General features: G+C 33.2%; 20 protein-coding genes. 5 read left to right on the forward strand and 15 right to left on the reverse strand.

Annotated features, from left to right (window positions below; genetic code table 11):
* Nucleotides 1-227 precede the first annotated feature (227 nt).
* On the forward strand, nt 228-2,861 hold the full coding sequence (locus tag M0M44_RS12845) for a valine--tRNA ligase (RefSeq protein ID WP_248726005.1): 2,634 nt from the start codon (nt 228-230) through the stop codon (nt 2,859-2,861).
* 368 nt (nt 2,862-3,229) lie between these two features.
* Nucleotides 3,230-4,204: an IS110 family RNA-guided transposase gene (locus M0M44_RS12850; RefSeq protein ID WP_248726006.1), complete on the forward strand. Its 975-nt coding sequence runs from the start codon at nt 3,230-3,232 to the stop codon at nt 4,202-4,204.
* A 22-nt stretch (nt 4,205-4,226) separates the two neighbouring features.
* Here the strand turns inward: M0M44_RS12850 and M0M44_RS12855 are convergent, their stop codons facing one another.
* The 4 genes from M0M44_RS12855 to M0M44_RS12870 all read right to left on the reverse strand — a co-directional run bounded on the left by M0M44_RS12855 (nt 4,227) and on the right by M0M44_RS12870 (nt 11,400).
* On the reverse strand, nt 4,227-5,543 hold the full coding sequence (locus M0M44_RS12855; RefSeq protein WP_248726007.1) for an APC family permease: 1,317 nt from the start codon (nt 5,541-5,543) through the stop codon (nt 4,227-4,229).
* Between the two features lie 149 nt (nt 5,544-5,692).
* Complete coding sequence (locus tag M0M44_RS12860; RefSeq protein ID WP_248726008.1) at nt 5,693-7,921, reverse strand: TonB-dependent siderophore receptor; 2,229 nt, start codon at nt 7,919-7,921, stop codon at nt 5,693-5,695.
* A gap of 286 nt (nt 7,922-8,207) precedes the next feature.
* Nucleotides 8,208-8,933, reverse strand: a complete 726-nt coding sequence (locus tag M0M44_RS12865; RefSeq protein ID WP_248726009.1) for a DUF4198 domain-containing protein — start codon at nt 8,931-8,933, stop codon at nt 8,208-8,210.
* A gap of 145 nt (nt 8,934-9,078) precedes the next feature.
* Complete coding sequence (locus M0M44_RS12870; protein WP_248726010.1) at nt 9,079-11,400, reverse strand: TonB-dependent receptor; 2,322 nt, start codon at nt 11,398-11,400, stop codon at nt 9,079-9,081.
* A 217-nt stretch (nt 11,401-11,617) separates the two neighbouring features.
* Here M0M44_RS12870 and M0M44_RS12875 point away from each other — a divergent pair, with 217 nt between their 5' ends.
* Nucleotides 11,618-12,778, forward strand: a complete 1,161-nt coding sequence (locus M0M44_RS12875) for an MFS transporter (RefSeq protein WP_248726011.1) — start codon at nt 11,618-11,620, stop codon at nt 12,776-12,778.
* Nucleotides 12,779-12,827: 49 nt separating this feature from the next.
* Here the strand turns inward: M0M44_RS12875 and M0M44_RS12880 are convergent, their stop codons facing one another.
* The 7 genes from M0M44_RS12880 to M0M44_RS12910 all read right to left on the reverse strand — a co-directional run bounded on the left by M0M44_RS12880 (nt 12,828) and on the right by M0M44_RS12910 (nt 19,985).
* Nucleotides 12,828-13,331 carry a DUF6265 family protein gene (locus tag M0M44_RS12880; RefSeq protein WP_248726012.1) on the reverse strand — a complete coding sequence of 168 codons (504 nt, stop codon included), beginning with the start codon at nt 13,329-13,331 and terminating at the stop codon, nt 12,828-12,830.
* 89 nt (nt 13,332-13,420) lie between these two features.
* On the reverse strand, nt 13,421-13,897 hold the full coding sequence (locus M0M44_RS12885) for a DUF6265 family protein (RefSeq protein WP_248726013.1): 477 nt from the start codon (nt 13,895-13,897) through the stop codon (nt 13,421-13,423).
* Nucleotides 13,898-14,162: 265 nt separating this feature from the next.
* The gene (locus M0M44_RS12890) at nt 14,163-16,472 is read right to left on the reverse strand and encodes a type IA DNA topoisomerase (protein WP_248726014.1); all 2,310 of its coding nucleotides are present in this window, start codon (nt 16,470-16,472) and stop codon (nt 14,163-14,165) included.
* A 98-nt stretch (nt 16,473-16,570) separates the two neighbouring features.
* Nucleotides 16,571-16,984: a lysozyme inhibitor LprI family protein gene (locus tag M0M44_RS12895; protein WP_248726015.1), complete on the reverse strand. Its 414-nt coding sequence runs from the start codon at nt 16,982-16,984 to the stop codon at nt 16,571-16,573.
* A gap of 4 nt (nt 16,985-16,988) precedes the next feature.
* Nucleotides 16,989-17,414 (reverse strand): copper resistance protein NlpE N-terminal domain-containing protein, encoded by a 426-nt coding sequence (locus M0M44_RS12900; RefSeq protein WP_248726016.1) that lies wholly within the window; start codon nt 17,412-17,414, stop codon nt 16,989-16,991.
* A 16-nt stretch (nt 17,415-17,430) separates the two neighbouring features.
* Nucleotides 17,431-17,925, reverse strand: a complete 495-nt coding sequence (locus M0M44_RS12905; protein ID WP_248726017.1) for an SRPBCC family protein — start codon at nt 17,923-17,925, stop codon at nt 17,431-17,433.
* Between the two features lie 152 nt (nt 17,926-18,077).
* On the reverse strand, nt 18,078-19,985 hold the full coding sequence (locus M0M44_RS12910) for a S9 family peptidase (protein WP_248726018.1): 1,908 nt from the start codon (nt 19,983-19,985) through the stop codon (nt 18,078-18,080).
* Nucleotides 19,986-20,503: 518 nt separating this feature from the next.
* Here M0M44_RS12910 and M0M44_RS12915 point away from each other — a divergent pair.
* Nucleotides 20,504-20,875, forward strand: a complete 372-nt coding sequence (locus M0M44_RS12915; RefSeq protein WP_248726019.1) for a GreA/GreB family elongation factor — start codon at nt 20,504-20,506, stop codon at nt 20,873-20,875.
* Between the two features lie 153 nt (nt 20,876-21,028).
* On the opposite strand, the gene M0M44_RS12920 is transcribed toward M0M44_RS12915, so the two are convergent.
* The 3 genes from M0M44_RS12920 to M0M44_RS12930 form a co-directional block, all read right to left on the reverse strand.
* Nucleotides 21,029-21,268, reverse strand: a complete 240-nt coding sequence (locus M0M44_RS12920; RefSeq protein ID WP_248726020.1) for a hypothetical protein — start codon at nt 21,266-21,268, stop codon at nt 21,029-21,031.
* A gap of 207 nt (nt 21,269-21,475) precedes the next feature.
* Nucleotides 21,476-22,240 (reverse strand): hypothetical protein, encoded by a 765-nt coding sequence (locus M0M44_RS12925; RefSeq protein ID WP_248726021.1) that lies wholly within the window; start codon nt 22,238-22,240, stop codon nt 21,476-21,478.
* Between the two features lie 57 nt (nt 22,241-22,297).
* The gene (locus M0M44_RS12930; protein ID WP_248726022.1) at nt 22,298-22,660 is read right to left on the reverse strand and encodes a hypothetical protein; all 363 of its coding nucleotides are present in this window, start codon (nt 22,658-22,660) and stop codon (nt 22,298-22,300) included.
* A gap of 162 nt (nt 22,661-22,822) precedes the next feature.
* On the opposite strand from M0M44_RS12930, the gene M0M44_RS12935 reads away from it, so the two are divergent.
* Nucleotides 22,823-23,140 (forward strand): hypothetical protein, encoded by a 318-nt coding sequence (locus M0M44_RS12935; RefSeq protein WP_248726023.1) that lies wholly within the window; start codon nt 22,823-22,825, stop codon nt 23,138-23,140.
* A 79-nt stretch (nt 23,141-23,219) separates the two neighbouring features.
* Here the strand turns inward: M0M44_RS12935 and M0M44_RS12940 are convergent, their stop codons facing one another.
* Entirely contained in the window at nt 23,220-26,303 is a 3,084-nt protein-coding gene (locus M0M44_RS12940) for an SIR2 family protein (protein WP_248726024.1), read from the reverse strand.
* Nucleotides 26,304-26,400 lie beyond the last annotated feature (97 nt).

Below are 26,400 nucleotides of genomic sequence, written 5' to 3' on the forward strand. Positions count from 1 at the left end.
ATTTCTCTTTTTATAGTCTACTTAATTATTTACTTTTGCTGTCAGTTATAAATACAAAAATTGAACCAGTTTTTTGTTTAACCGTTTAATCGTCATTTCGTTTAATCGTTTTTTAGGTTGAATTGTAAATGATTTTATTATTACAGTTAAAACAATTAAAAAGAGACGTATAACCCTTATTATCGATTAAAAAGTTAAACAAATAAACGATTAAACAACCTAAGTAAATGACAATTCCAGCACAATTTGACGCTAAGACGATTGAGAGTAAATGGTATGATTACTGGATGAAAAACAACTATTTTCATTCAGAGCCAGATCATAGAACACCGTACACCATTGTAATTCCGCCGCCAAACGTCACTGGAGTCCTTCACATGGGACATATGTTGAATAATACGATTCAGGATGTTTTAATTCGTCGTGCACGTCTTAAAGGATTCAACGCTTGTTGGGTTCCAGGTACAGATCATGCCTCTATTGCAACTGAAGCAAAAGTGGTAGCGAAATTAAAAGCAGAAGGAATCAATAAAAACGATTTGACCCGCGAAGAATTCCTAAAACATGCTTGGGAATGGACAGATAAATACGGTGGAACAATCTTAGAACAACTTAAGAAATTAGGAGCTTCTTGCGATTGGGAACGCACTAAATTTACAATGGATCCAGATATGTCTGCATCTGTAATTAAATCGTTTGTAGATTTATACAACAAAGGTTTAATCTACAGAGGATACCGTATGGTAAACTGGGATCCAGAAGCAAAAACTACTCTTTCTGACGAAGAAGTAATTTATGAAGAACAGCAAGGAAAATTATTTTTCTTAAAATATAAAATTGAAGGTTCAGAAGATTTCTTGACGATTGCTACAACGCGTCCTGAAACTATTTTTGGAGATACTGCCATCTGTATCAATCCTAACGATGAGCGTTTTGCACATTTAAAAGGTAAAAAAGCAATCGTTCCAATCTGCGGAAGAGTAATTCCAATTATTGAAGACGAATATGTTGATGTTGAATTCGGAACAGGATGTTTGAAAGTAACGCCTGCTCACGATATGAACGATAAAACTCTTGGTGAAAAACATAACCTTGAGATCGTTGATATTTTTAATGAAGATGCAACTTTAAATAGCTTCGGATTACATTATCAAGGAAAAGACCGTTTTGTGGTTCGTACTGAGATTGCAAAAGAATTAGAAGAAATTGGAGCTTTAGCAAAAACAGAAACACATTTAAATAAAGTAGGAACTTCTGAAAGAACAAAAGCGGTAATCGAACCAAGATTATCTGACCAATGGTTCTTGAAAATGGAAGAATTAGTAAAACCTGCAATTAAGTCGGTTTTAGAAACAGGAGATATTAAATTACATCCAAAACGTTTCGAAAATACTTATGCGCACTGGTTGAACAATATTCGTGATTGGAACATTTCTCGTCAGTTATGGTGGGGACAACAAATTCCAGCGTATTATTATGGTGACGGAAAAGAAGATTTCGTAGTTGCAGAAAACATTGAAGATGCGTTGAAATTAGCACAAGCCAAAACCAACAACCAACAACTAACAGCCGACAACTTAAAACAAGATGTTGACGCATTAGATACTTGGTTTTCTTCTTGGTTATGGCCAATGTCTGTTTTCGGTGGAATTATGGATCCAGAAAGCCCAGATTTTAAATACTATTATCCAACAAATGACTTGGTTACAGGTCCGGATATTTTATTTTTCTGGGTTGCGAGAATGATTATTGCGGGTTACGAATATGCAGGCGAAAAACCATTTACAAACGTATATTTGACAGGTCTAGTTCGTGATAAACAACGTCGTAAAATGTCTAAATCATTAGGAAATTCTCCTGATCCTTTAGACTTGATCGATAAATTCAGTGCAGACGGAGTTCGTGTAGGATTGCTTTTAAGTGCTTCTGCAGGAAACGATATTATGTTTGATGAAGAATTATGTAACCAAGGAAAAGCATTCTCAAACAAAATATGGAATGCATTTAAATTGATTAAAGGATGGGAAGTTTCAGAAACCATCGTACAGCCAGAATCATCAAAAGTGGCTATTGAATGGTATGAAGCGAAATTACAGCAGACTTTAGTTGATATTGAAGATAATTTCGAGAAATACAGAATTTCAGATTCTCTTATGGCCATTTATAAATTGGTTTGGGATGACTTCTGTTCTTGGTTCCTTGAAATGATTAAACCAGCATACCAACAGCCAATTGACAGCGTAACTTTCGCGAAAGCGATCGAAATGTTAGAAAGCAACTTAAAACTGCTTCATCCATTTATGCCTTTCTTGACAGAGGAAATTTGGCAGTTAATTGCTGAAAGAACTCCAGAAGAAGCTTTAATTGTTTCGACTTGGCCAGAATTAAAACCATTTGATGCTAAATTGATTACTGATTTTGAAAATTCTATTGAAGTAATCTCTGGAATTAGAACGATTCGTAAAGACAAAAATATTCCGTTTAAAGATGCAATCGAATTAAAAGGAATCAACAGCGAAAATGTTTCTACTTATTTTGATTCAATCATTACGAAATTAGGAAACGTTTCTGCTTTCGAATATGTTTCAGAAAAAGTAGATGGAGCATTATCTTTCCGTGTAAAATCAAATGAATATTTCATTCCGATTACAGGAAACATCGATGTTGAAGCAGAAATTGCAAAATTGACAGAAGAATTGAATTATACTAAAGGATTTTTGAAATCTGTTGAAGCAAAACTTTCAAACGAGAAATTCGTAAACGGAGCTCCAGAGAAAGTTCTTAATCTAGAGAAACAAAAACAAGCAGATGCTTTAGCAAAAATTGCGACAATTGAGCAGAGTTTAGCTGGTTTGAAATAAGAATCAGAGTTTCTTTAAAATATAAAAGCTGTCCAAAATGGACAGCTTTTTTTTGTTTTGTCATTCCGAGGAACGAGGAATCACACTAGTGAATCGACAAAGATTGGCGACTTTCTATGTGAAATTTCTAGTGTGATTCCTCGTTCCTCCTTTAGATTTGTTTTTTGAAATTTAAGTAGATTTATGATTGAGAAAGGAAGCAAAAGTAAACTGTTCGTTCCTCAGAGCTTGTGACTCATATTTCGATTAAGACTTTAGCTTCCCTTTCATCAAAGACTCAGATAGAAATTTGGGCTAGTGACCCGTTATTAAGGAGTTGAGCTTATGATGAATTTCTCAAATCATTGTTGAATCGTAAAAGCAAAGTTATGAAAAACATTATTGTCGGCATTGATATCAGCAGCAAGACTTTGGATATTTGTGTTAAGGAAGAATCTGTAAATTACTTTTCAATTGAGAACAACGTTCAGGTTATAAAACGTTTTTTCAAAAGATATTCAGATGAAAATGTGATTATAGGTATGGAAAACACAGGCAGATACAATTGGAATCTCTTTGAAGTGCTTGAGAAATTCAATTTTAGAGTTTATGTCATATCAGCTCTGCATATCAAAAAAAGCATAGGTCTTGTCAGAGGCAAAAATGATAAAATCGATGCACTGAGGATTTGTAATTTCATTGAGAAAAATTATCAGGAAAATAGAGAATGGAAGCCAAGTTCTCGCTCTATCAAAAAGATAAAAATACTATTGACCGAAAGAGCTTTAAGGATAAAAATTAAAAAACAGCTTATGGCCCAGCAGCATGATTATAAATTAATGAAAGGCATTGGATTGGATAAAGAACTAAAAAGTCTAAATGTAAAACTCATTAAAAGTGTTGAAGAACAAATTAAAGCTATTGAAAATGATATTGAAAAAGTAATCCATGATGACCAAAGTCTAAGCCAGAAGCAGAAACTGATAAAATCAGTTCCAGGAGTAGGCCAAGTTCTATCGTGGACATTATTATCAAAAACAGAAGGTTTTACGGTTATAACAGATCCAAGAAAAATGGCCTGTTACAGCGGGGTTGTACCATTCGATTTTCAATCTGGAACATCATTAAAAAGAAGACCTAGAGTTTCCATGCTTGCAGATAAAGGACTCAAAACCATCTTACATCTGGCAGCAATGAGTGCAATACGTTTGGATAATGATTTAAGCAAATACTATCATAGAAAAATTGATGAAGGAAAGAACAAAATGAGTGTTTTGAATGCTGTGAGAAATAAAATAATTCATAGAGTTTTTGCAGTAATAAAAAAACAAATCCCTTATCAAAAAGATTTGGTTTTATCATAGAAATCGGAATGACAAAAATGTGTTATTTTTTCTTCTTCTTCAAAACCAAAAACAGAGGATAAGAAACAACAGCAATTCCAACAATAATAAGAAAACTAATAGGATCACTGTAAATAAATCCCGCAAGTAAGGCGATCGAAAATATAATAGCGAGTATAGTCGTCCAAGGATACCAAAATGAACGATAAGGTCTTGGTAAATCTGGTTCAGAAGTTCGTAATTTTAAAAGCGAATAATAAGCCAGTCCCCAAACAATTATCGAGATAAAAGCAGCGAAAGAAAATAGGACTTCAAAAGAACCTATACAGATTAAAAACAAACTGAAAAGTGAGGAAACCAATAGCGCTACAATTGGTGTTCCACCTTTATTTACAGTTGTTCCTTTTTCGATAAAGAAACCGTCGCGGCTTAATCCATAAAGTATTCTTGGCGGAATCATCATAAAAGCATTCAGAATACTAATTAAGGAGAAAATGGAAATTACGGTAACGATTTTAGCACCATTTTCGCCGAAAAGAATTTTGGCAACATCGGCAGCAGCCAGATTAGATTTTGCTAATGTCTCTATTGGCAGAACATGGAAAAATGCTGCGTTTACCAAAATATAAATGGCTACAACTAGTAAAACGCCGCTGTATAAAGATTTCGGAATATTTTTGCTTGGATTTTCATTTTCTTCAGCAAAAAAACAAACGCCGTTCCAACCATTATAAGTTCCAATAATAAGCTGTAATGATTTGAAGAATCCAAAAATAAGTCCGATTTGAAAAATAGAACTATCCGTTTTTATCGCTGGAACTTCAACTCCAGAATACATAAAGCAAGCCACAACCAAAGCCACAAAGCAAATGACTTTTAAGAAACTGGTAATCTGCTGAATTACACTTCCGTTTTTGACTCCGCTTAAATGCAATAGGACAAATGCAACTAATAAAGAAACCGATAATACGGTTGAATACTGCGCTAATTGCGGAAATAAAATAATCGTGTATTCGCTAATTACGATGCAATAAAAAGCAGGAGGAATGGCATTCACAATATAATCGTACCAACCAGAAAGAAAACCGGCATACTCGCCCAAAGCTCTTTTGATGTAGTTGTAAGATCCACCAGCTTTTGGCAGCATTGTAGCTAATTCTGAATACGAATTTGCTCCTAATAGGACATACAAACCGCCAAAGAGCCAAGAAGCAAGAATCAGCCAATAATTATTCAGCATTTCTGCAATGGTTCCTGGTGTGCGTAAAATGCCGACGCCGATTGTTCCTCCAATTAAAACGGCAACATTAAAACTAAAGCCTAAAGTTTTTTGCAATTGGTTTTTGGGAGAATCTGACATTTAGATTTGTTTTTAAAGGATAGTATTGGTTGGCAAAAATAGTGTTAATTGAATTATAATTGGAGTTAAAATATAAATCCCAAGATTTTTCTATTTCTAGAGAAACAGAAAATCTTGGGATAAATCAAAAAAACATCTAATTCAATATTTTAGAACTTGTATCGCAGACTTGTTAAAACTTGACGAGGCGCGATTGGGTTCACACTGTAGTTCTCGTGAACCGTATAGTTTAATTCGTTTGTAATGTTTGATAATTTGCAAAGAATTGAAATTTTTCTCCAAGTATATCCAACAGATGCATCAATTGTAACATAACCATCAATAGGAATTTCTCTGTGGTATATTCCGTCAGGATATTTAGTCGTATCTGTGCTGTATTGGTCATTCCAGCCTCCTAAACGATCACCGATGTAATTTCCTATCGCTCCTAAAGATACCCCTTTAAAGAAGCCTTCTGGCACTAAGTAATAAAAGCTAAGATTTGCCGTATTAGCAGGAGTTCTAACCAAACGATCACCTTCTATAAAACTTCCATTTAAGCCAGATGTTTTAGTGTATCTCATATCGTTGTAGCTGTAACCAGCGATAATGCTTAAGCCTTCAATAGGTTTTGCGGTAACATCAATCTCGACACCTTTACTTTTAGTTTCGCCACTTAAAACTTTTACGTTTGTGTCTGTGTTTAAACTTCCATCAGCTTTAAATTCTGCAGTTTGAGCTAAATTGCTGTTTGTGATTTGATAAACCGTAACATTCGTACTTAACAATCCCTGTAAGAAATCGGTTTTGATTCCCGCTTCATATTGATCAATAATAGAAGGTTCAATTGGTTTTAAATCTGCTGTAGTTCCTGTGTTTGGAGTAAATGAAGTAGAATAACTACCAAAGATAGAAACATCTTTTCTAGGCTGATAAATTAATCCAAATTTTGGAGAAAATGCATTGTCTAATTTTTTAGCGCCTACTGTAGGAACTGCATTTTCAGGGCTTACTGTTTGCACCTTATTAGTATAAGTTTCTTTATAAGTAGTAACTTCGGCTTCCTGCCATGACCAACGTACACCTGCCAATACTTTGAATTTTTCTGTAATCGAAATCAAATCTTGGAAATAAACTCCAAAACGATTCGTTTCTGTTTTTGCAATTTGAGTGGCTCTTGCGTCTGGAATATCATTTCTTTGTGTTGACGGATCAAAATTGAAAAGATTAATAGTGTCATAATTTGCAGGATCAAATGCAAAAGTATATGCTGTTGCAAATGAGTTTTCCCAGTCTGCACCTGTAAAGATCTGATGTTTTACAGATCCTGTATTGAAGTTTCCTTGAAGGCTTAATTGATCTCCTAAAATTTGTTCTGAGTTGTCGTTTTGAACCAATGGTCTTGTCCAGTCTCCATTATCTTTTACAGATGATAATTGTGCTGTAGATTTTGAAGCTCTGTCATAATTCTGGAAAGAAGAATTAAAATTTAATTTCCAGTTTTTGTTGAAATCATGATTTAATAATACAGAAGCACTAGAAGATTTGGTTGTACCATTAGACCAAAGCGATCCATAAAAAGTATTGCGAGGTAAATCAAGAATTTGTGTTCCAATAATTCCTGTTCCAAAATCAGGCGTCCAATCTGCACTTAAATAATCTCCCTGTATTGTAATTTGTGTTTTAGGATTAATTACAAAAAGCAAAGATGGATTAATGTACAAACGTTCGTTTTTTACAACATCTCTAAAGCTTTCTGAATTCTCGTAAGAACCATTAATTCTAAATGCGATTGATTTAGTTAAGCCTCCGTAGAAATCAAATGCTGGCTTATAATAAGAGTAGCTTCCTAATTGCATTGAAACTTCTCCGCCACTTTTAAATTGAGGTGTTTTTGTTACTAAATTAAGAATTCCTCCTGGTGCTACGTTTCCAAATAGTAAAGCTGAACCCCCTTTTAAGAACTCTACTTTATCTAAACCAGAAACGTCTGGAATTGATCCTGCATTATAACGGAATCCGTTTTTGAACATATTATTGGCAGACATGTCATAACCTCTAGAAAAGAAAGATTCCTGAGCACCACCACGAGCAGAACCAACGTAAACACCATTAGCGTTTTTAAGAACTTCGCTTAGTCTAATTGCTTGCTGCTGTTCGATAATTTCAGAACCAATAACTTGTATCGATTGTGGATTATCCATTGGTTTTAATCCAGAGCGAACTGCTGTTACTGGTTTTGGTTCTTTGGTTTTGGTAACTACAACTTCATTAAGAATTTCTCCTTTTTTATTCTTAACGGTATCGTTTACTGAAGAAGTAGATTCGCTGCTTGAATAATCTTGCGCATAAGAGGCAAAACTCAATAATCCTAATGCAAATAGTAAATTATATTTCATGGTGTTTATTTAGATTCAATAAAAATTATCGAGTGCAAATATAAATAGACATATTCTTTAACATGAAATTATGAAGTTGATTTCTTACTTAAACCTTCCTTAGTATTTTCTTAAGATTTGCTTAAGAATTTTCTAATGTTATTTTAATTTTGTATTTAAAACGAATTAAAATCCATCATAGGATATTCTACAAAGGCATTTCTACAAAAAAAACAGGGCTGACTCATTTTTTTGAGTCAGCCCTGTTTAAATTGAAATTAAAACCTAAGAATGAGATTTTGTAAAATTATTTTACAGCAATTTGGTAAGTTGCCATTTTCCAGATTTCATCGTATTTTTTTCCGTTGTGTTCTCCAGCCGATTTATCTGTGTGCGCATATTCTACCATATAGTTTCCAGACCAGATTGGTGTAAAAGAAAATTCTCCTTTATCGTTTGTCCATAACTCTTTCTCCCATCCGTTTGGAGCGATTACTTTAATTTTTGTTTCTTTTGCGATAGCGCCGTCATAAGAAGCTACTCCAGTGATTTTAGTATCTTTTTTTGCAACATCTGCTTGTTCTGAGAAAACTGCAATTTTATTCGTGTTAGAAGCAATATTGTTTCCTGCAGCTTTATTTCCAACTACAACATTTGCACTAGAGTTGTAATCTAATTTCATAGTACCGTAAACATCTTTTACAGTGTGGTGCATTACAATGGTGTAAACTCCATCTTCGTCTGGCGTAAAGAAAGCTTGGTATTTATTATCTAGAGCTTTAGAAGTTAACTTAGTTTCTTTTTTTGAAGGAGAAATTACAACTAGAGAAAAATCCTTTAAATCAGAAAACCATTTATCAGCTTTTGTAATATCATTATCAGAGAATTCTCCAAAATAAACAGAAATTTCCTGAGCTTTTCCTTTTGTTCCTGTTGCTTTGGTTTCAATCCAAAGGGCATGGGCAAAAAGCTGAGGTGCAGCAAAAAGCATTAGAAATAAAAAGCTTAGTGTTTTTAAAGTATTTGATTTCATAAGATCAAGTTTAAATTATTAGAATGATATTTTTTACAAACATAAGCCTTATTTAGAATAATTAAAAATAAAACGTAAAAAAACCTCGAAATTCATTTCATATTGAATGTATTTCGAGGTGGTGGAAAATATTTGCGTAAGAAAACTAAAGTCTTACTGTTAGGTTTACTAAGAAGTTCGATGGAGTTTGAGCCATTCCATAAGAATCCCAGTATTTTGTGTTTGTAAGGTTGTTGAATTTAACTCCAAGTCTCCAAACGGGTCTGTCGTAAAATACTGTTGCGCTATAAATCGAATAAGAAGGAGCATAAAAGCTTTCATCTTCAAATTTATATTGTTTGTCTACATAATTTCCTCCAAAACCAAAACCTAAATTTTTTAATGTGTTTTGAAATTTATAGGAAAGCCAAAAATTGAGCACATTTTCTGGTGCGCCGCTAGCCTTGTTGCCTTCAATGGAAGCGTCAGACGATTTAACGATACGATTGTCATTATAAGCGTAACCAGCTGTCAAGTTTAAACCGTTTATTGGATTGGCAATAAATTCAAAATCAATTCCTTTACTTACTTGTTTTCCATCCTGAATATTATATCCATCGGGATTTGTTCTTGTGGCATTATCAATTGTAATATTGTAGTAGCTCAGTGTCGTGCTCAATTTTTTATTAAAAGTTTCCACTTTTACGCCACCTTCATATTGATTCGCATAAATTGGTTTTAAGATTAATATTGATCCATCTGGCTGATTTACTGGACCTGAATTTTGAAAACCATTCATATAATTTCCAAATAAAGAAACTTGATCTTTAACTACTTCATAAACCAAACCTAATTTTGGAGACAAAGCTGTTTGGTTGTAACCATCTGTATCTTCCAATTTTTTCTGAACAAAGTTATCCAGACGAAGACTTAACATTACAGACAAGCGATCTGTAAAACTAACTACATCTGAAGCATAGACACTGAAAGTCTGTTCATTTGGGACGCCAAATTGCATTTCTTTCAATTTTGGATCTACATCGCTTTTTCGAATTGGTTCAAAATTTGTCGTCACATCAATTACATCTAATACTTGTGTTGTGGCATATTTAAATGTTCCTTTTGTAAATCTGTAATTAATACCTGTTAAGAATTTATGTTTGATGCTTCCTGTAGAAAATTCACCATTAATGTTTTCCTGAAAATTGGTAAAATTATTATGGATTGGTCCAAAACGCGATACCATTCTTTCAACTTCTGTCGGCGATTTCCATACAGTGTAGTATTGATAACTATGATCGACACGTTCATCTACTAATGAGAATAGTGTTGTAGATTTCCAGTTATCAGAGATTTTATATTCTGCCTGAGCAAATATTTTAGGAGAAGTCGTTTTAGCATCAAGATCATCTGCAAATAAGCTTGTTCTATAATTTACTTTTAGGTCTGTTGGGTTGGTGAGTCCTGCCGCATAAGAACGTCCGTAAGTAGGACGTGTGTTATTGGTGTTGAAAATCTCTGTGTCTAAACTCAGCGTTAATCTGTCGGTTGCTTTATAAATAATGCTCGGTGCAAATAAGACTGTTTTATTAAAACCATAATTTAAGAAACTATTTTCTGTGTTTGCCGAGGCGTTCATTCTAAACAAAACTTTTTTGTTTGAAGTCAAAGGCATATTAAAATCTACCGCAACACGCTGCAGTCCAAAGCTTCCTCCTGTATAAGATATCTCTGTTTTGCTAGTTTCAAAAGGCTTTTTGGTAACCAAGTTTACAACTCCTCCAAATGAGGAAACAGAAGAACCAAACAAGGTTCCAGAAGGGCCTTTTAGCACCTCAATTCGTTCGGCATTATCAATTGAGATTGAGCTTCGTCCAGAAAGAGTTTCCATGCCATTTCGTGCGTTTACACCTGTACTGAATCCTCTAAAACTAATTTCAAGTCCTCCAGAAGGATATATTTTTGAGATTGCGCCAGTAGCATTTTGAACCGCGCTTCTTATATCTACCGCAATTTGCTCTTGCAATAGTTCTTTGTGAATAACATTATAAACCTGAGGATTTTCTAGGTTCTTTAACGGCATCCTGGCAACATAATCGGTCTTTTTGGATAAGTTGCTTTTCTTGCCATTTACGACAACTTCATTCAATTCCTTATTAGAAACTTTAAGCTGTAAATTAATTGTTGAGGTTTCGTTTTCTGTAACTATCACTTCGGTTTCTGCGGTTTCGTAACCTGCCAAAGATACTTGAAGTGTATAAGAATTGGCTCTTACTTTATTAAAATCAAAACTTCCGTCATAGTTAGAAACAGTACCATATTTAGAGTTTCTAAGAATAACATTTACTCCCGCTGCAGCATCGCCGTCTGAAGTAGTTATGGTTCCTTTAATTTTTCCATGATTTTGCTGTGCAAAAACCGATAAGAACGAAAATAAAAAACTGATTGAAAATAGAAAACGTGAAGTCTTCAAACTGAGGTAATTCATTGCTATTTATTAATTGGTTTGTAAATAATATTTATTTAGAATAAATAAAAACAATACAAAAGTAAAAATTAAAATAACTTTAACAATTTTATTTTTTGCCATTTAGTATTGAAATTGTTAAATGTTGATTTTAGAACGATTAATCAAAATTCTTATCAGAAGTTGTAGTGCGATAAACTTTAAAAAACCTTAATTTTGCGGTCTGAAAAATGACTTCATGATTTTACCATTCTTTAAAAAGATTCAAAATACGCCTCGAGGATATCGTATTGCCAATACTGTTTTTTTCTTTCTTTCGGGTTTTGGTTATTCTTCGTGGGTTTCAAGAATTCCACATATACAAGCACAATTAAAGTTGTCTGAAGCCGAATTTGGAGCGGTTTTATTTGCTTTTCCAATCGGTTTAATGCTGACAATGCCTTTTACAGGAAAGTTGTTAAATAAATATAGCAGCCGTTATATTATGCTTCTCGGTGCAGTTATGTTCAATGTTGCGCTGTCTTTGCCTGGTCTGGCAGCATTTGTTTGGCAATTGGTTATTATACTTTTATTTTTCGGAGCTTCTCGCAATATTTTCAATTTATCGATAAATGCACAGTCTCTTGAAGTGCAGAAACTGTATCCTAAATCTATTATAACACGTTTTCATGCCGTTTGGAGTATTGCCGTTTTTTCGGGAGCTGGATTAGGCTATGTAATGGTGACCCAGAAAATTGCGCCTTCGCATCATTTATTGGGAGTAAGTATTTTTATGCTGGCACTGACGGCTTGTTTTTATCCGATGAGTATTCATAATGAACCTGTTCCGGTTAAGAAGAAGTTTTTCTCAATGCCCGAAAAAAATCTGATAAAATTTGCTATGATCTGTTTCGTGTCAATGGCTTGCGAAAATACGATGTACGACTGGAGCGGAATTTATTTTGAGAATATATTGAAAGCTTCGCCAAAATTAACCAGCGCTGCGTTTGTGTTTTTTGCATCGGCAGTAACTTTAGGACGTATTTTTGGTGATTATGGTGTGATGAAATTTGGAACTAAAAAAATCCTGCTTTATAGCGGCATCTTAATAACAGTTGGTTTTGGTATTTGTTTTATCCTACCGTATGCATATCCAACTATTTTTGGTTATGTTTTAATCGGATTTGGGGTTTCTTGTGTTGTTCCGTTGGTATTTAGTATCGCCGGAAGATCTTCAAAATTAAGCAGTGGTTCTGCTTTGACTTCGATATCAACAATTGGCTATCTTGGCTTTTTATTGGTGCCGCCAATGGTTGGTTTTATCTCTGAGTATTTAAGTATGAAATGGGCTTTCCTTATTATGGCACTTTTAGGAATTCTGATGATTTTTATGGTGAATAAGATCGGGGAGAATGAGTAGAGTTTTTTTTAAGGTGCTAAGGTTCTAAGATGCTGAGGCTCTAAGTTTTTTAGCGTTTTTTCATGACAAATCTTTCTGTATTTGGTTTGCCGTTTTTCAGCCCTGAAATTTCTGCAATTAATGAATCTTTTTCCACCAGATTGTAAATAATTTTATTAGGATAATCATGTTTTGGGTTCTCAAAAGTAATTTGAGTACCTGTAGCTGAAGTCATTTCGAAACTTACAGGCAATTCTTTATTTTGTCCAGGAACTGTCACAATATAAGACAACTTGCCATTCGCTTCTTCAAGACGAACATGTTCAGCAAAAACTGTATCATTTTGTCCCACGACATAATAAGATTCACCTAGATAAACCGAATCATTTTCTTTTTTCCAGCGTTCGGTAAGTTCACCTTCAGTCGATTTATTTCCCCATTCTCCAATAAACCATTTTGCTTTTGCAAGACTAGGGTAGGCTTTTACGGGAATTTCGGTTTTAACTTCTCTTTTGCAAGAAGAGAAAATTACTAAAGTTATTAGTGTCGGAAATAAAATGCTTTTTAGTCTCATAATACATTATGATTTTGTTTGAATCAATCTGAAATTAATTCTTGGGTTGAAATGTTTTTATTTCTAAAATTCTAATCAGTACACGAAAATTATTTCTTCGTCATAACAAACTTCTCAGAATTCGGTTTTCCATTCATGTTTCCAGAAATTTCGGCAGTTAATGTATTATTGGCCCCTTTTGTATAAGTGATTTTTTGAGGATAATCGTGTTTTGGATTCTCGAAAATCAATTGCTGATCTGTTTCTGAGGTAGAAGGGAAGAAGACCGGTTTGTCATCGTTTTGTCCTTTTACAGTTGCTTTATAAGTAAGCGTTTCACCTAGCTGGGCCAAAACAATAGTCTCAAAATGCAAAGTATCTTTTCCTTTTATAAAATAAGAAGAAGCACTGAAAGTACTGTCGTTTAGCTTTTGCCAATTTTCAGATAAAACTCCTTCAGGAGATTTGTTTTCCCAGTTCCCAATTAGCCAGTCGGCTTTTTTGATTTTATCTTTTTCTACCGTTTCTTTTTTCTGGCAAGAAACTGCGGCTATAACAAGTGCTAAAAGAGTAATTTTCTGAAACATATTTATAAGGTTTTTGATAGCACTAATGTATGAAAAAAATGTTTGCCACGAATTGTACTAATTTCTACAAATTATTTTGTGCTATTTGCCACAGATTAAAGAATTAAAATGATTTTGTCTCACGTAGATTTAGCAGATATAACAGATTTTTATAATTCAGATTACAAAATAAATCTGCTGAATCTGCGAGAAAAAAATTGTGGAAATTCGTGTAATTAGTGGCAGAAAAAATCTGTGCGAATCCTTTTAATCTGTGGCTAAAAAACTAAACGCTTGCACTCAAAATTGAGTAAACCAATTCCTTAGTAGGCTTTTGATCTTTTAGTTTTTCGCGAACTTCATCAAAAGTGACTTTAAAATCACAGCCCGATTTATATTCGGCACAGCCATAGGCGGTTTTACCTTTTAGGATCGTTCCTTTTTTACATTTCGGACAAACTAATGCATCTGAATTTTCTTTTGGTTCGGCTTTTTTATCTGTTTTCTTCGGTTCCAATTTCAGTTTATAATTTTCTTCAAAACGAATTAAACCTTCAACCGTTCCAGAATCGGTTTTAAAGCCTTTTATATTAACTGTAGAACCTTTTTGAACCAATCGTAAATACTGGCTCTCGGTAATTTTTTTATCATGAAAAACAAAAGGCAGTACAAAATCGCAACCCGATTTGTACTCGCTGCATCCAAAAGCCGATTTTCCTTTCAGTATCTTTCCTTTTTGGCATTTCGGACAAGTTTCTGCCGAAATTCCAGAGGCTTTCTTTTTCTCTTTTTCTGCTTTTACAACTGGTTTCTGAATCGTTGCCGCATGCGAAATATTAGCATGCTTGGTTTCGCTTCGAACTTCATAAACCAAAGCTTCCACCATTCTTTTCATGTTTCTGATGAATGCCGCTGCGGTGAAAGTTCCTTTTTCAATATCTTTCAGTTGTTTTTCCCAAGTTCCTGTAAGTTCGGCCGATTTGACCAATTCGTTCTGAATCGTATCAATCAATTGAATTCCCGTTAAAGTAGGTAAAACCTGTTTTTTGTTTCGAACAATATATTGGCGTTTGAAAAGCGTTTCGATAATATTTGCACGCGTTGACGGACGACCGATACCGTTTTCTTTCATCAGTTCACGCAAATCTTCATCATCAACTTGTTTTCCTGCCGTTTCCATCGCACGCAGTAAAGTTGCCTCGGTAAACTGATTAGGTGGTTTGGTTTCTTTTTGAAGAAAAGAAGGTTCATGCGGACCTTTTTCGCCCACTGTAAAACTGGGCAGTAAATCGGGTTCTTTTTCCTTCGCATTCGGATCTTCAAAAACAACGCGGAATCCTTTTTTTAAAATCTCTTTTCCAGTCGCTTTAAAAGTCACGTCGGCGGCTTTTCCAATTACGGTTGTATTCGCAACGAGACAGTCATCGTAAAAAACGGCAATAAAACGTCTGGTAATAATATCGTAAACCTGCTGCTGATTATGAGGCAGATTGTTTTGAACTCCCGTTGGAATAATCGCATGGTGATCGGTTACTTTTTTATCATTGAAAACCTTTGGCGATTTTTTGATTTTTTTTCCTAAAAGGGGCTGAGTCAATTCGGCATAATTGGTTAATTTCTGCAGAATTCCAGTCACTTTCGGATAAATATCACCTGGTAAAAAAGTCGTATCAACTCTGGGATATGTAATGACTTTCTGCTCATACAAAGTCTGCGCAATTTTAAGCGTTTCTTCAGCAGAAAATCCGAATTTTTGATTGCAATAAACTTGTAAACCGGTTAAGTCGAAAAGCTTTGGAGCATATTCATTTCCATTCTTTTTGTCGACAGAAACGATTTCGAAATCACTTTCCTTGACTTTGGCCGCGATAATTTGTCCGTCTTCTTGGTTTAGAAAACGACCTTCTTCATAACTAAAAAGCGTTTCTCTATACAAAGTCTGCAATTCCCAATAAGGCTGTGGCTTAAAGTTTTCGATTTCTCTAAAACGCTCTACAACCATCGCCAAAGTTGGCGTCTGTACGCGTCCGATAGACAAAACTTGTTTGTAACCGCCATGTTTTACAGTGTACAAACGTGTGGCATTCATTCCTAAAAGCCAATCTCCAATAGCTCTAGAAAATCCAGCGTAATATAAATTATCGTAATTGGCTGACGGTTTTAAGTTCTCAAAACCTTCTTTAATAGCTTCTGTGGTAAGAGATGAAATCCATAATCGCTGAATTTCGCCTTTGTAATGCGCTTCGTTCATTACCCAGCGCTGAATCAATTCTCCTTCTTGTCCAGCATCCCCGCAGTTGATAACCACTTCGGCTTTCTCAAAAAGACTTTTAATGATTTTAAACTGTTTCTGAATCCCTGAGTTTTGAACTACTTTGGTTTCAAACTTTTCAGGAAGCATAGGCAGATTGTTCAAATCCCAGCTTTTCCAATGCGGTTTATAATCGTTGGGTTCTTTTAAAGTGCATAAATGACCAAAAGTGTAGGTTACAGCATAACCATTGCCTTCGTAATAGCCATCGTGTTTGGTATTGGCACCCAAAACAGATGCAATTTCACGCGCTACACTTGGTTTCTCAGCAATACAGACCTTCATTTTTTCTTTTCTAATTGGACATGCGAAAATAGGGATTTTATGGGAAAGGGGCAAAGGTTATTAGGTACAAAGGGGCAAAGGTTTTCTAAAAAGAAAGTTTAATATTCTAACATTTTGTAATATCCCTCCAGTTCAACCGCTCTTGTTTTTACTATGTCTCTTTTTTTGCTTTCGGAAACGGCGTACCACATGGTTCCTTGCTTTACTTCGTAAAAATATTTCGAAATAAAAGCATATTCCTTATCACGATAAACAAGCCATTGTTTTTGAGATTCTTTCAAAGTTTCAAAAGCTTCTTTTGAGAGTTTCGTTTTCAGTAAACTGTAATATTTATTCAGTTCTTTATCCCAAGACTCACGGGCTTGAATGGTGCAATTGCACATTTCTGCATTAGAAATATTTTCTTTATTGAGACATTTTGATTCTAAAACATCTATTGGATTTTCTTTTTTGGTCTGAGAAAATGTTACGACTGATAAAAGCAGAAAAGTTATAATAAATACTTTTTTCATTCATTTATAATTTAAAAAAAACGATACTCTTGATCCAGAAAATACCAGATTCTAAAAACTGAAGTTTTGTTTTCACAATCTTATCACTTTTATCTCTCGGATTTTTAGCAACAAATCGAGCAGTTGAATTATTAAAATCTAGCGTATATTTTGGGTCTAAATCTTCTTTTTTGTTCGCCGAAAAAGTAATCAGATTGTCTTTTGCGCTCCATTTTCCTTTTCCGTATTTATTTTCTTCTGCAGGATTTCCGTTTTGTATTTTAGAATACGAATGGAACACAAAAGTTCCGTCTGGGTTTAAAGTCAGTTTGTATTCAATTATATGTTTTTCAGTAGAAAGTGAGCGCGTATAATTGCCCGAAAATGGGTTGGATTGTGGGAATAAAGTTAAACTGAAAATTAAAAGGAAAGAGGTAATTATTAATTTCATTGGTTTTAAATTCTTTCTAATTATTAATCATCGGGTTCAAATTACTATCCTTATTTCTCAAATCTAATCCGCCTTCGTAAACCGATTTAAGATTGGTGAGATAAAAATGCCAACCGTTGGAGCAACCCAATCTGATGTATTGTTTCGAATGATCATCTGTTGGAATATTATAATGACGAAGTTCGACAATCGTGTAATCGTCTTTTTCGGTTAGATTTATATCTACAAGACAGTTTCCTTCAAAAGTAAATTGCAATTGATCTATTCCATTGGCAGAAACAATTTTTCCTGACATAGCGTCATCATACAAATACCAAAGCCATTCGTATGTGTTATCTTTTTCTACGTTTTTGTCTTGGTTTATAGATTGCTGATTAGCGCCAAAAAAAGATACCTTTTCGAGAAACCATTTTTCTAACTCATTTGCTTTTGTCCACGCATCGTATATATCTGAAAGTTTAGCTTTAACGGCTATTTTTTTGGTGAAAGAAGTCCAATCGAAGTTTTCCATGATGTTTTATAGTATTTTGAGGTTAGAGGAAAGAGATCTAAAATTAAAACAATGATTAAAACAAATGTAAGCTATTTCTTGTTGCTTTTTATTTCAAAAAAAGCTGCAGGAAATATTTCTCTGCAGCTTTTAAGTTTAGGTTTACTATTTGTTTATTTCTTTTGTTTCAAATGTTTGTCCAGGAATTTTTCCATGGCACCATAAAAATCAAAACGATTATCTTGATTTCTGAAACCATGCCCTTCGTCATTTTTAACCATGTATTCTACAACGACACCACGTTTTTTCAAAGCTTCAACCATTTGGTCGCTTTCGGCTTTATTTACTCTCGGATCGTTTGCTCCTTGTGCGATAAACAAAGGTGTTTTTATTTTGTCTGCATGTAAGGCAGGCGATGCAGATGCAAGCAGCAAACTATCTTTTTTAGGATCGCCAACCATTTCGTGAAACTGATCCAGATAAGGTGTCCAATACGGCGGAATCGTATTCATGAAAGTAAATAAATTGCTTACGCCCACATAATCTACTGCCGCTGCATATAAATCGGGCGTAAAAGTGATTCCGGCAAGTGTTGCATAACCACCGTAACTACCGCCATAGATCGCAATTCTATTTGGATCTGCAATGCCTTCTTTTTTCAGCCATTCCACACCATCGGTAATATCATCTTGCATTTTTTTACCCCATTGTTTAAAACTAGATTGCCAAAATTTCTTTCCATAACCGGTGCTTCCTCTATAGTTCATCTGTAAGACAGCATAACCACGATTTGCCAAGAATTGAACTTCTGGATTAAAGTACCAGCCATCTCTTGCCCAAGGACCACCATGAGGGTTGATAATGACAGGCAGATTTTTAGGTTCAACTCCCAACGGAAGCGTTAAATAGCCGTGAATTTCAAGACCATCTCTCGATTTATACGTTATAGGTTTAATATGGCTCATGTGTTTCTCTTCGATCCAAGGAAACGGATTCGCAACTTCTTTAACTTTTGTGGTTTTGAAATCGTATATGTAGTATTTTCCTGGAGTCCTATCATTTCCAGCCCAAACAATAGCTTTGGTTCTGGCATCGTCGTAGTTTACAATTTCGGTTTCGTAACCTTCAATCTGCTTTTTCAGATCGTTTTTGATTGCTTCCCATTCTTTATCAAAAAAATGTTCTTCCTGTTTTTCAGCTTCCCAAGTTACAGAAGTCAAGGCTTGTTTTTTTCGATCGTAATTAATTGCATCTAAATCATAGTTAGGGTCAGCAAACAATTCTTTTACATTTTTTTTGCCAATTGGGTCATATTCAGCCAAAACCACTTTATCCTTGCCAATATTACTCAGAGCATAAATGTTTTTATTGTCCTTGTCAAAAGATGCAGGAGAAAAGAAATCTTTGAAAGTTGTCGTAATAAGAGGCGTAAAAGGTTCTTTGTCAGAATTTCGATAATTCCAAGTAATGTTTACACCGTCCGTTTTTGAGGCAAGACGAATTACGCCATTATTGTCTGTAACCCATCCGTCAAAATTTTCCTTGTTGTCGTAAAGCAGTGTCAGAGTTCCAGTTTCGACATTTAAAAGATAAGGATCAAAATATTCTTTTACCCTTTTGTTAATTTGTACAATTAGTTCTTTTTCTTTGCCTTGAACGTCAATTAGCGCGTCTATAATGTCACTTCTAACACCTGGAAAGGGAGTTAATGCTTTTAAATCAGTTCCGTCTGTTTTTACCGAAAAGAGTTGGAAATTCTCATCTCCGCCTACGTCTTGGGCATATATAATTCGGTCACCTTTCCAGAAATAATTGAAAATGCTTCGCAAAGTGTCGTTGGTTACACGAACCGCTTTGGTATCGTTTACTTTCTGAACAAAAACGTTGGTTTTTCCTTTATAATCGGCACGATAGCTAAAGTAATTTCCGTCGGGCGAAATTTTGAAAGAGCTTTTTTCTCCATTCTTGAAGAAAGTCTTTACATCAATTAATGGGGCAGGTGTTTCTTTTGGTTCCTGTTTGCAGGAATTTAAAGTCATTGCCAAAAGAACTAAAATGGATAAAATCGATTTTTTAATCATGTTTGGTTTGTTTTTGGTGATTGATGAATGATAAAACTACTCTGGGAATATATTGTAATGGTATTGATAATCTGTTTTTTATCAACTAAAAAATAGGAAAAAGTTTGCAATATAAATGGAGTTGAATTATTTTGCTGCTTTATTTGGATTGCACTACAAAATTAAAGCAAGTTCTCTTGGTCTTCATTTTTTTGGAAGATAAAAAAGGCGTATATTGCCAAAACAATTTGATATTATAATGGTCACTGCAAATTTTTATTTAATAAACAGTTCTTTGATGTGCTTAATGTGCACGTTATTGTATTTGCATGACGATACTTTCTTAAAAAACTCAAAAGAGTTTATTTCTTTTGCCCTGTCACAACTCTAGGCAGGGAAATCTTTTCCGATTTAATTACTCATTTATTTTAATCTTCATTTTTATTCAGGATAGGATATCGCTGAATGACTCGTTTTTGCATAATACTCAGCGAAGAGTTGTGTCATGTTTTAGATAAAATGAAGCAAACAAGAAAGTCATGTCACAAAACATAATATTAACAACAGGAACATACGATTTAATTAAAGATCACGTAAGAAGAAAAAAAGTAACCGTACAAGAAGAAGAACTTTTATTAGGCCAGCTAAAACATGCTACGCAAGTATTGCGAAAAAATCTGCCTGAAGATGTAGTTTCGATAGATCGAAAAGTTACTTACAAAGATCACATCAATAACGAAGAAAAAACAATCCTTCTAGTTGGTCCAGAAAAAGCAAAAGCAAGTAAAAACAAAATTTCGGTTCTTTCAGACGAAGGAATTGCAATGGTGGGTTACAAAGAAGGCGATATTGTGGAATGGCCTGCTAAAAAAGGAAATCTAAAATTAGAGATTTTAAAAGTAGAGGAATAGGTTGAATATCGTTTCGTTTTCGTTTTAAGTTTAGTAAAATCCCAAAAGAGTTTTCTTTTGGGATTTTTTTTGAAATAATAAACTATCGCTCCAAAAATATCGATATGCAGATCATGGAAGAAAAAAACATGGAATGTGTTGTAGCGTGATGATTTAGGTATTAAAAACAATGAGCAGCATTACGAAACCTCCCAAAAAAAGAACTCCAATCATATGATTTCGATTGCTATTATCCTCTTTTTTCTGGCTGCTTCCCCGGGGTGACCAGAAACTTGCAAATGTTCTGAAATCATTGTCGTTGGTAAGAGTCCATAAATTGTAACCAAGAAATCTTGCTGAAGCGCCCAAAAACTCCAGAATAATTCGTCCTGATATTATTTGTTCAAAGTCCATTTTAAGCGGTCCAATCGAAGTTTTCCATGATTTATTTTTAGTAATCAAACATTCAAAGCTACATTTTTTTAATGTTGTTTGAAGCAACCTTTTTCTGTTTTTTTTGAGATTAGTTTTATTTTTAAGATTGTACAAAGGTATTTTTGAACTTGTAAAGTAGTTATATTTTTCGAAATATAGAAAGTTTCTACTTCACTAGCTTGAATATTATGATTCATCTACAATCCAAGATGGATATTCATCTACATAGACCCATTTATTGTTTTCTTTTTTAATGAATATAAAACTTCTGCAAATTCTATTTTGACTGCAGTAAAAAGAAAACAAATAGCAGCCTTTAGTATTATTGTCATTTAAAACCAATCGATATATTTTGGAAGCTCGAATACTGGATTGATCTTTAGAACTAAGGTTTTCTTTTTCAAATTTATAATAAGAATAGTCTAACTCTCCTCTTGCAAATGTTTTGTTTTCACCTTTATAATGTACTTGCTTTTTAATCAAATCGATATATTCTTCACCAATAATCGTGTCCATTCTTGCCAATTCATTGTACTTAAAATCAGCAAGTAAATATTGATAGTTTTGTTTCCAATCGGTTTCATTCTGTAAGTTGTTCGCGGCAGGTATATATTTATACGCAAATAAAGTATCGCTAACAAACACTTTAATTTTTTTTGTTTTCAAAGCATTTGAAATAGAATCAGAAAAGTAATTCAAATGTTCTAAATCCTTTTTGTTTTCTTCTTTTTTTTGTGAATCTTCCCCCATTGCAATTCCCATTTCGAGCCCAAAAGCAGCAAGTTTGTAACCTTTTCCACCTTTAATAAAACTAACCATTGAATTTGGATTAGTGTCCAGATATTGACTAAGCGTTTGCTTGATAATTTCTTTTTCGGTTTTAAAGTCAATGCCTTGCGAATACGAAAAGTTGAAAAGAAAAATAGAAAATAAAAGAGGAAGTGATTTCATTCTATAATTTTATGGAGTTATTGATTACGCATGTATTAATTTCTTTTATGATTTCATTTAGATTTTTGTTAAGTTTTCTGAACCATAACCGCAACTTACGCAATATATTGCTTTTGGAGTTCGGAATAGTTTTTCGCAATTAGGACACTCTTTTCCAAACTGACTTCTTTGATGATGTAAAATAGCTAAAGGATTTGGTTCATATTCACCTGTTATGAGTTTATACATTTCTAGTAAATAACGATATTTTTCAAATGTTTCAATTTTGTCCAACCAAACATAGTTCTGAATATCTCTTCTTTTCAATTCCTTTTCAATTTCTTTTTTTCCAAAAATGAATGCTTCTCGGCATAAATTGAAATCATAGTCATTTAGCATTTTGACTTTCATATCGCAACGCCAGCAAAATTTTTCTTCCATTAAAATATAATTTGACTACAAACAAATACAATGTATTCCATGTAGGATTTTTGATTTATAAAATTGATTATGAAAAATCGGTTGTATACACTCGATTGTTTACGATCACCTAAATATAATCTAATATTTCTAATTTCGTTTCAAAGAAAAATAATTAAAATCATGGAAGCGCAAAACAAAGAAAGAGCTGAAGAATTATTAGAATTCATAAATAAAGGAAGATATTTCACCAAACTAAAACCAGAGCCTAAAGAAGCCAACTCGTTTACCCTACCGCTAAAAGTATCTTCTTATAACGAATTAAATCTAATGGTTTCAGATTTGCTAAAAGCCAGTATTATTTTGCTTAATCCAGATGCCAACGGTTTGTCGAGTTTTACAAAAGACAATAATGTCAATGTACTGACTTTACTTGAAATCGCCCTGCAATTATTGCCAGAAGATGAAATGGAGTTGTTGGATGATTTGTGTAGGTTTTAATTTTATTGAGTATCAAAAAAACGCAAAAGTCAGGAAAGACACTTTGCGTTTTTCTAGAATGCTTTGTTGAGTATATATTTTAAATTATTTTTAAATCAAAAGCTATTGGTCCTTTATAATTAAAACCAATATAAAAGGATACTCTTGTACCTCGTTTTAAATTTCCTAATTTATAATTTTGTTGAAATTTGTAAAAATAAATTGTATCTGAAATTAAATCTCTTTTTATATATCCATAACTGAGCTCCTCGGAATTTATTGCTCCAAAGAATTTTTCCTTTTGTCCATTTTTATATATTACACCTGATATATAGTTTTTGATCTCAGGAGAAACATTAGCTTTTGCTAGACTTAAAAAGCAATCTTTATAGTCCATATTATTTAAAAGAAATAATGAGCGTGCATAATATAATTGTGCTTGAAATCTGCTATCGCCTTTAGTGAAAGATCTTTTTAAATAATAACTGATATCAGAATAAGAGGGATTGTCACTTTTGTCGAGAAGCATTGCATAACGAAAATTTAAATCTTTTTCGCTTGGATTTAATTCAAGAGCCTGCTTTACAACTTCAACAGCCTGACTATTTTCACCTTCTTTATCATAAAAATTAGATAGTCTTAAAGCAATATAAGGACTTGATTTATTTGCATTAAAAGCTTTTTCTAATAATTGTTTAGCAGCTGTATTTTTTTCGAGAATTTCATTGAAAGAGGATTCGATCTCTAAAATAAAAGGATCATTGGATAAAAATTGCTTTGCAATTGAAAATGCTTTTTCTGTATCTTTTAAAGCCCTTTCTATTGCAGGAACATCATTAATATCAAGTATCTTTTTTAGTTTTAAAATATTTGCCTTAAGTATAGTATGGTAGGGATGTGAATTAGTAGGTTTTGCTTTAATTATTCGATTACAGATGTCGATGACTTTTCCAATATGTGAAAAAAATTCAGGAGCAAGAGCAGTATTTTCTGCTTTTCTTAAAAGAAGCTCGGCATAAGTGTGCAAAATTAGTGGATCATCCTCTGATAAATCATTAGCTTCTTTTAGGTGTTTTTCAGCACTTATCATACTTCCTCCCGAACTAACCATTTCAAAAATAGCTTGTTGTTGAAATAATTTAGGATCATCTTTACTAACTGTTTCCGCTAAGACATAAAGTCTTCTGATCATTTGAGGATCTGGAAATATTTCAATTAACTTTCGAGCATTAACAACTTCTAAGAATGCTTTTCTATCACTTTGATAATCGATATTTAGATTATTTATAATACGTACATATTCATCAAATCTATCTTGTGGACTTAAAAGTACTTTTTCAAAGATAATTTCTGCAATCATTCTATTTCTAGTAAGATATACATAATCGTTTATTGTGTAGTCTCTTTTGTCGAACACTATATGTTCTAGTGGTTTAAATAGTTCATTTTTGAATTCTTCAAAAGGGATGTTATGAACACGAGATATAAATCCTGCACGTGCATAAGTTCCAATTTTGTGAAATATTGAAATTGTTAAATAGAGTGACTGTGCTTTAATGTTGTTAATTGAGTTATACTCATCAAATATTATTTCTTCAAATGGTTTTCCATTTGTAGCTTCATATAATGCAACTAATAGTTCTCTTCCTGCCTTTTTTGAAAATGCTTGAATTCTTTCCTCATGACTACTATTTTTTAAATTGTAAAGCGCTTGATGTCTGTCAAGTAAATTTACTAAGTCATTGATTTCTTTATCTGATAAATATTGTATTTGATATGATTGTGACAGGTAAGTTGAAAGATCATTGCATTCAGTATTCCAAACATTCAATCTTTCAGATCCAATAATGGTAAGTTTAATTTTTTCTTTTTTTGCTTTCTTTAAAATGTAAATAACATCATCTTCCAGAGCAGCAATATTGTCAATGAACAAGTATATCCTTTCATTTACATATTTATTTAATTCATATATGTCTTGGAAACTTAACGTGTCACTCTTTAAAAATATACAAAATTTTTCAAGTATTGTTGCACCATCATATGCTAGCCTTTTAAGTAAAACACTTTTACCACTTCCTGCATTTCCTTTAATTAAATATAAATACTGGTCTTCATCATCAACGTCATTTTTTGAGAAAATTTCAAATAAAAGGCCATCTTTAATATCTCTTTGAATATCAAGATTTTTTAAAATTGGATCCCAATTTGTGAAATTTCCTTTATAAAATTCTTTTGGATCCATATTAGGAGCACTTATTGACAGATGGACATAATCAATTTTATGTTCGATAAATTCTAAAAAATGCTCAGTTGGAGATAAATCTTGTATAGAAGAAACAAATTTATCATAAATAGGTAAGTCATTTGCAACTCTAATTTCTGATAATATCCTTGTTTTTATGTCAATAGCATTATTTATTTTTTCGATAAACTCTGCAAAAGTCATTTTTAGACAAGATATTTTTTTTCCTTCCCAAAATCTTTCTTCAGGTTCGTTAACATTTGGTCTGACAATATAGGATCGAACTCGACTTGAATGGTTTTCGTCAAGTTTATTCAGAATTGACCTAATGTCTGAATCTTGCATTGCAAAGCCAACAAATATGAAAGTGTAATTAATCATTAATTCTTGTAATTCCCGAAAAAGATTCTCACGTTTGCTTTCGTAATTCGCAAATTGATCTAGTGTCAAAATTAGCGGAGCTTGATTATCTGCTATATCATTAATACATCCATGTAGTTTATAGTAAGGTAGGATATCATCAGAAGTGAAAACTTGTGTTCTCGGTGTATTTTTTGAAATTGGTTTGAGAACTTGTAAGGGTTTCTTGCATTGTTGATATGAAGATTCAATAATAGAATCGTAATTTGTTGTAAAAATAGCTTTCCATTTAAATTCTGGAATTTTTAAATGATGAGGTAACGGTTTAAATTCTGAAATTGTTTGTGCAACATATAATTGTACATCATATAAAGAACTTTCAGAAATGCTTAGCATTGAGGTATATGCTAAATCACCTGTAATGTCTCCTAAAAATTTTTTAGACAATAATACTGATAACTCTGAAGCCAAAGGCATAGTATCGTTTTTTTGATTTTTTGTTCCAAAACTTGCACCTGCACCTAAAAAAAGTACAGTATTCCCAAGTTTTATTTGTTCAATTAAATGATGAGGAATATCCATATTACAATTTTTAATGTTTCAAACATAACTACTTGTGACTTAATTTCTTTACGGAAAACCATAAATGAAAAAGCTAAATTTATGATTGTTGCTTCTC

The organism is Flavobacterium humidisoli (assembly GCF_023272795.1).
In the GTDB taxonomy this organism is placed as follows: Bacteria; Bacteroidota; Bacteroidia; order Flavobacteriales; family Flavobacteriaceae; genus Flavobacterium; species Flavobacterium humidisoli.

Bases quoted from the DNA above. Each gene is read 5' to 3' on its own strand.
- M0M44_RS12845 (WP_248726005.1), top strand. From the start codon at position 228: ATGACAATTCCAGCACAATTTGACGCTAAGACGATTGAGAGTAAATGG.
- M0M44_RS12850 (WP_248726006.1), top strand. From the start codon at position 3,230: ATGAAAAACATTATTGTCGGCATTGATATCAGCAGCAAGACTTTGGAT.
- M0M44_RS12855 (WP_248726007.1), bottom strand. From the start codon at position 5,543: ATGTCAGATTCTCCCAAAAACCAATTGCAAAAAACTTTAGGCTTTAGT.
- M0M44_RS12860 (WP_248726008.1), bottom strand. From the start codon at position 7,921: ATGAAATATAATTTACTATTTGCATTAGGATTATTGAGTTTTGCCTCT.
- M0M44_RS12865 (WP_248726009.1), bottom strand. From the start codon at position 8,933: ATGAAATCAAATACTTTAAAAACACTAAGCTTTTTATTTCTAATGCTT.
- M0M44_RS12870 (WP_248726010.1), bottom strand. From the start codon at position 11,400: ATGAATTACCTCAGTTTGAAGACTTCACGTTTTCTATTTTCAATCAGT.
- M0M44_RS12875 (WP_248726011.1), top strand. From the start codon at position 11,618: ATGATTTTACCATTCTTTAAAAAGATTCAAAATACGCCTCGAGGATAT.
- M0M44_RS12880 (WP_248726012.1), bottom strand. From the start codon at position 13,331: ATGAGACTAAAAAGCATTTTATTTCCGACACTAATAACTTTAGTAATT.
- M0M44_RS12885 (WP_248726013.1), bottom strand. From the start codon at position 13,897: ATGTTTCAGAAAATTACTCTTTTAGCACTTGTTATAGCCGCAGTTTCT.
- M0M44_RS12890 (WP_248726014.1), bottom strand. From the start codon at position 16,472: ATGAAGGTCTGTATTGCTGAGAAACCAAGTGTAGCGCGTGAAATTGCA.
- M0M44_RS12895 (WP_248726015.1), bottom strand. From the start codon at position 16,984: ATGAAAAAAGTATTTATTATAACTTTTCTGCTTTTATCAGTCGTAACA.
- M0M44_RS12900 (WP_248726016.1), bottom strand. From the start codon at position 17,414: ATGAAATTAATAATTACCTCTTTCCTTTTAATTTTCAGTTTAACTTTA.
- M0M44_RS12905 (WP_248726017.1), bottom strand. From the start codon at position 17,925: ATGGAAAACTTCGATTGGACTTCTTTCACCAAAAAAATAGCCGTTAAA.
- M0M44_RS12910 (WP_248726018.1), bottom strand. From the start codon at position 19,985: ATGATTAAAAAATCGATTTTATCCATTTTAGTTCTTTTGGCAATGACT.
- M0M44_RS12915 (WP_248726019.1), top strand. From the start codon at position 20,504: ATGTCACAAAACATAATATTAACAACAGGAACATACGATTTAATTAAA.
- M0M44_RS12920 (WP_248726020.1), bottom strand. From the start codon at position 21,268: ATGGACTTTGAACAAATAATATCAGGACGAATTATTCTGGAGTTTTTG.
- M0M44_RS12925 (WP_248726021.1), bottom strand. From the start codon at position 22,240: ATGAAATCACTTCCTCTTTTATTTTCTATTTTTCTTTTCAACTTTTCG.
- M0M44_RS12930 (WP_248726022.1), bottom strand. From the start codon at position 22,660: ATGGAAGAAAAATTTTGCTGGCGTTGCGATATGAAAGTCAAAATGCTA.
- M0M44_RS12935 (WP_248726023.1), top strand. From the start codon at position 22,823: ATGGAAGCGCAAAACAAAGAAAGAGCTGAAGAATTATTAGAATTCATA.
- M0M44_RS12940 (WP_248726024.1), bottom strand. From the start codon at position 26,303: ATGGATATTCCTCATCATTTAATTGAACAAATAAAACTTGGGAATACT.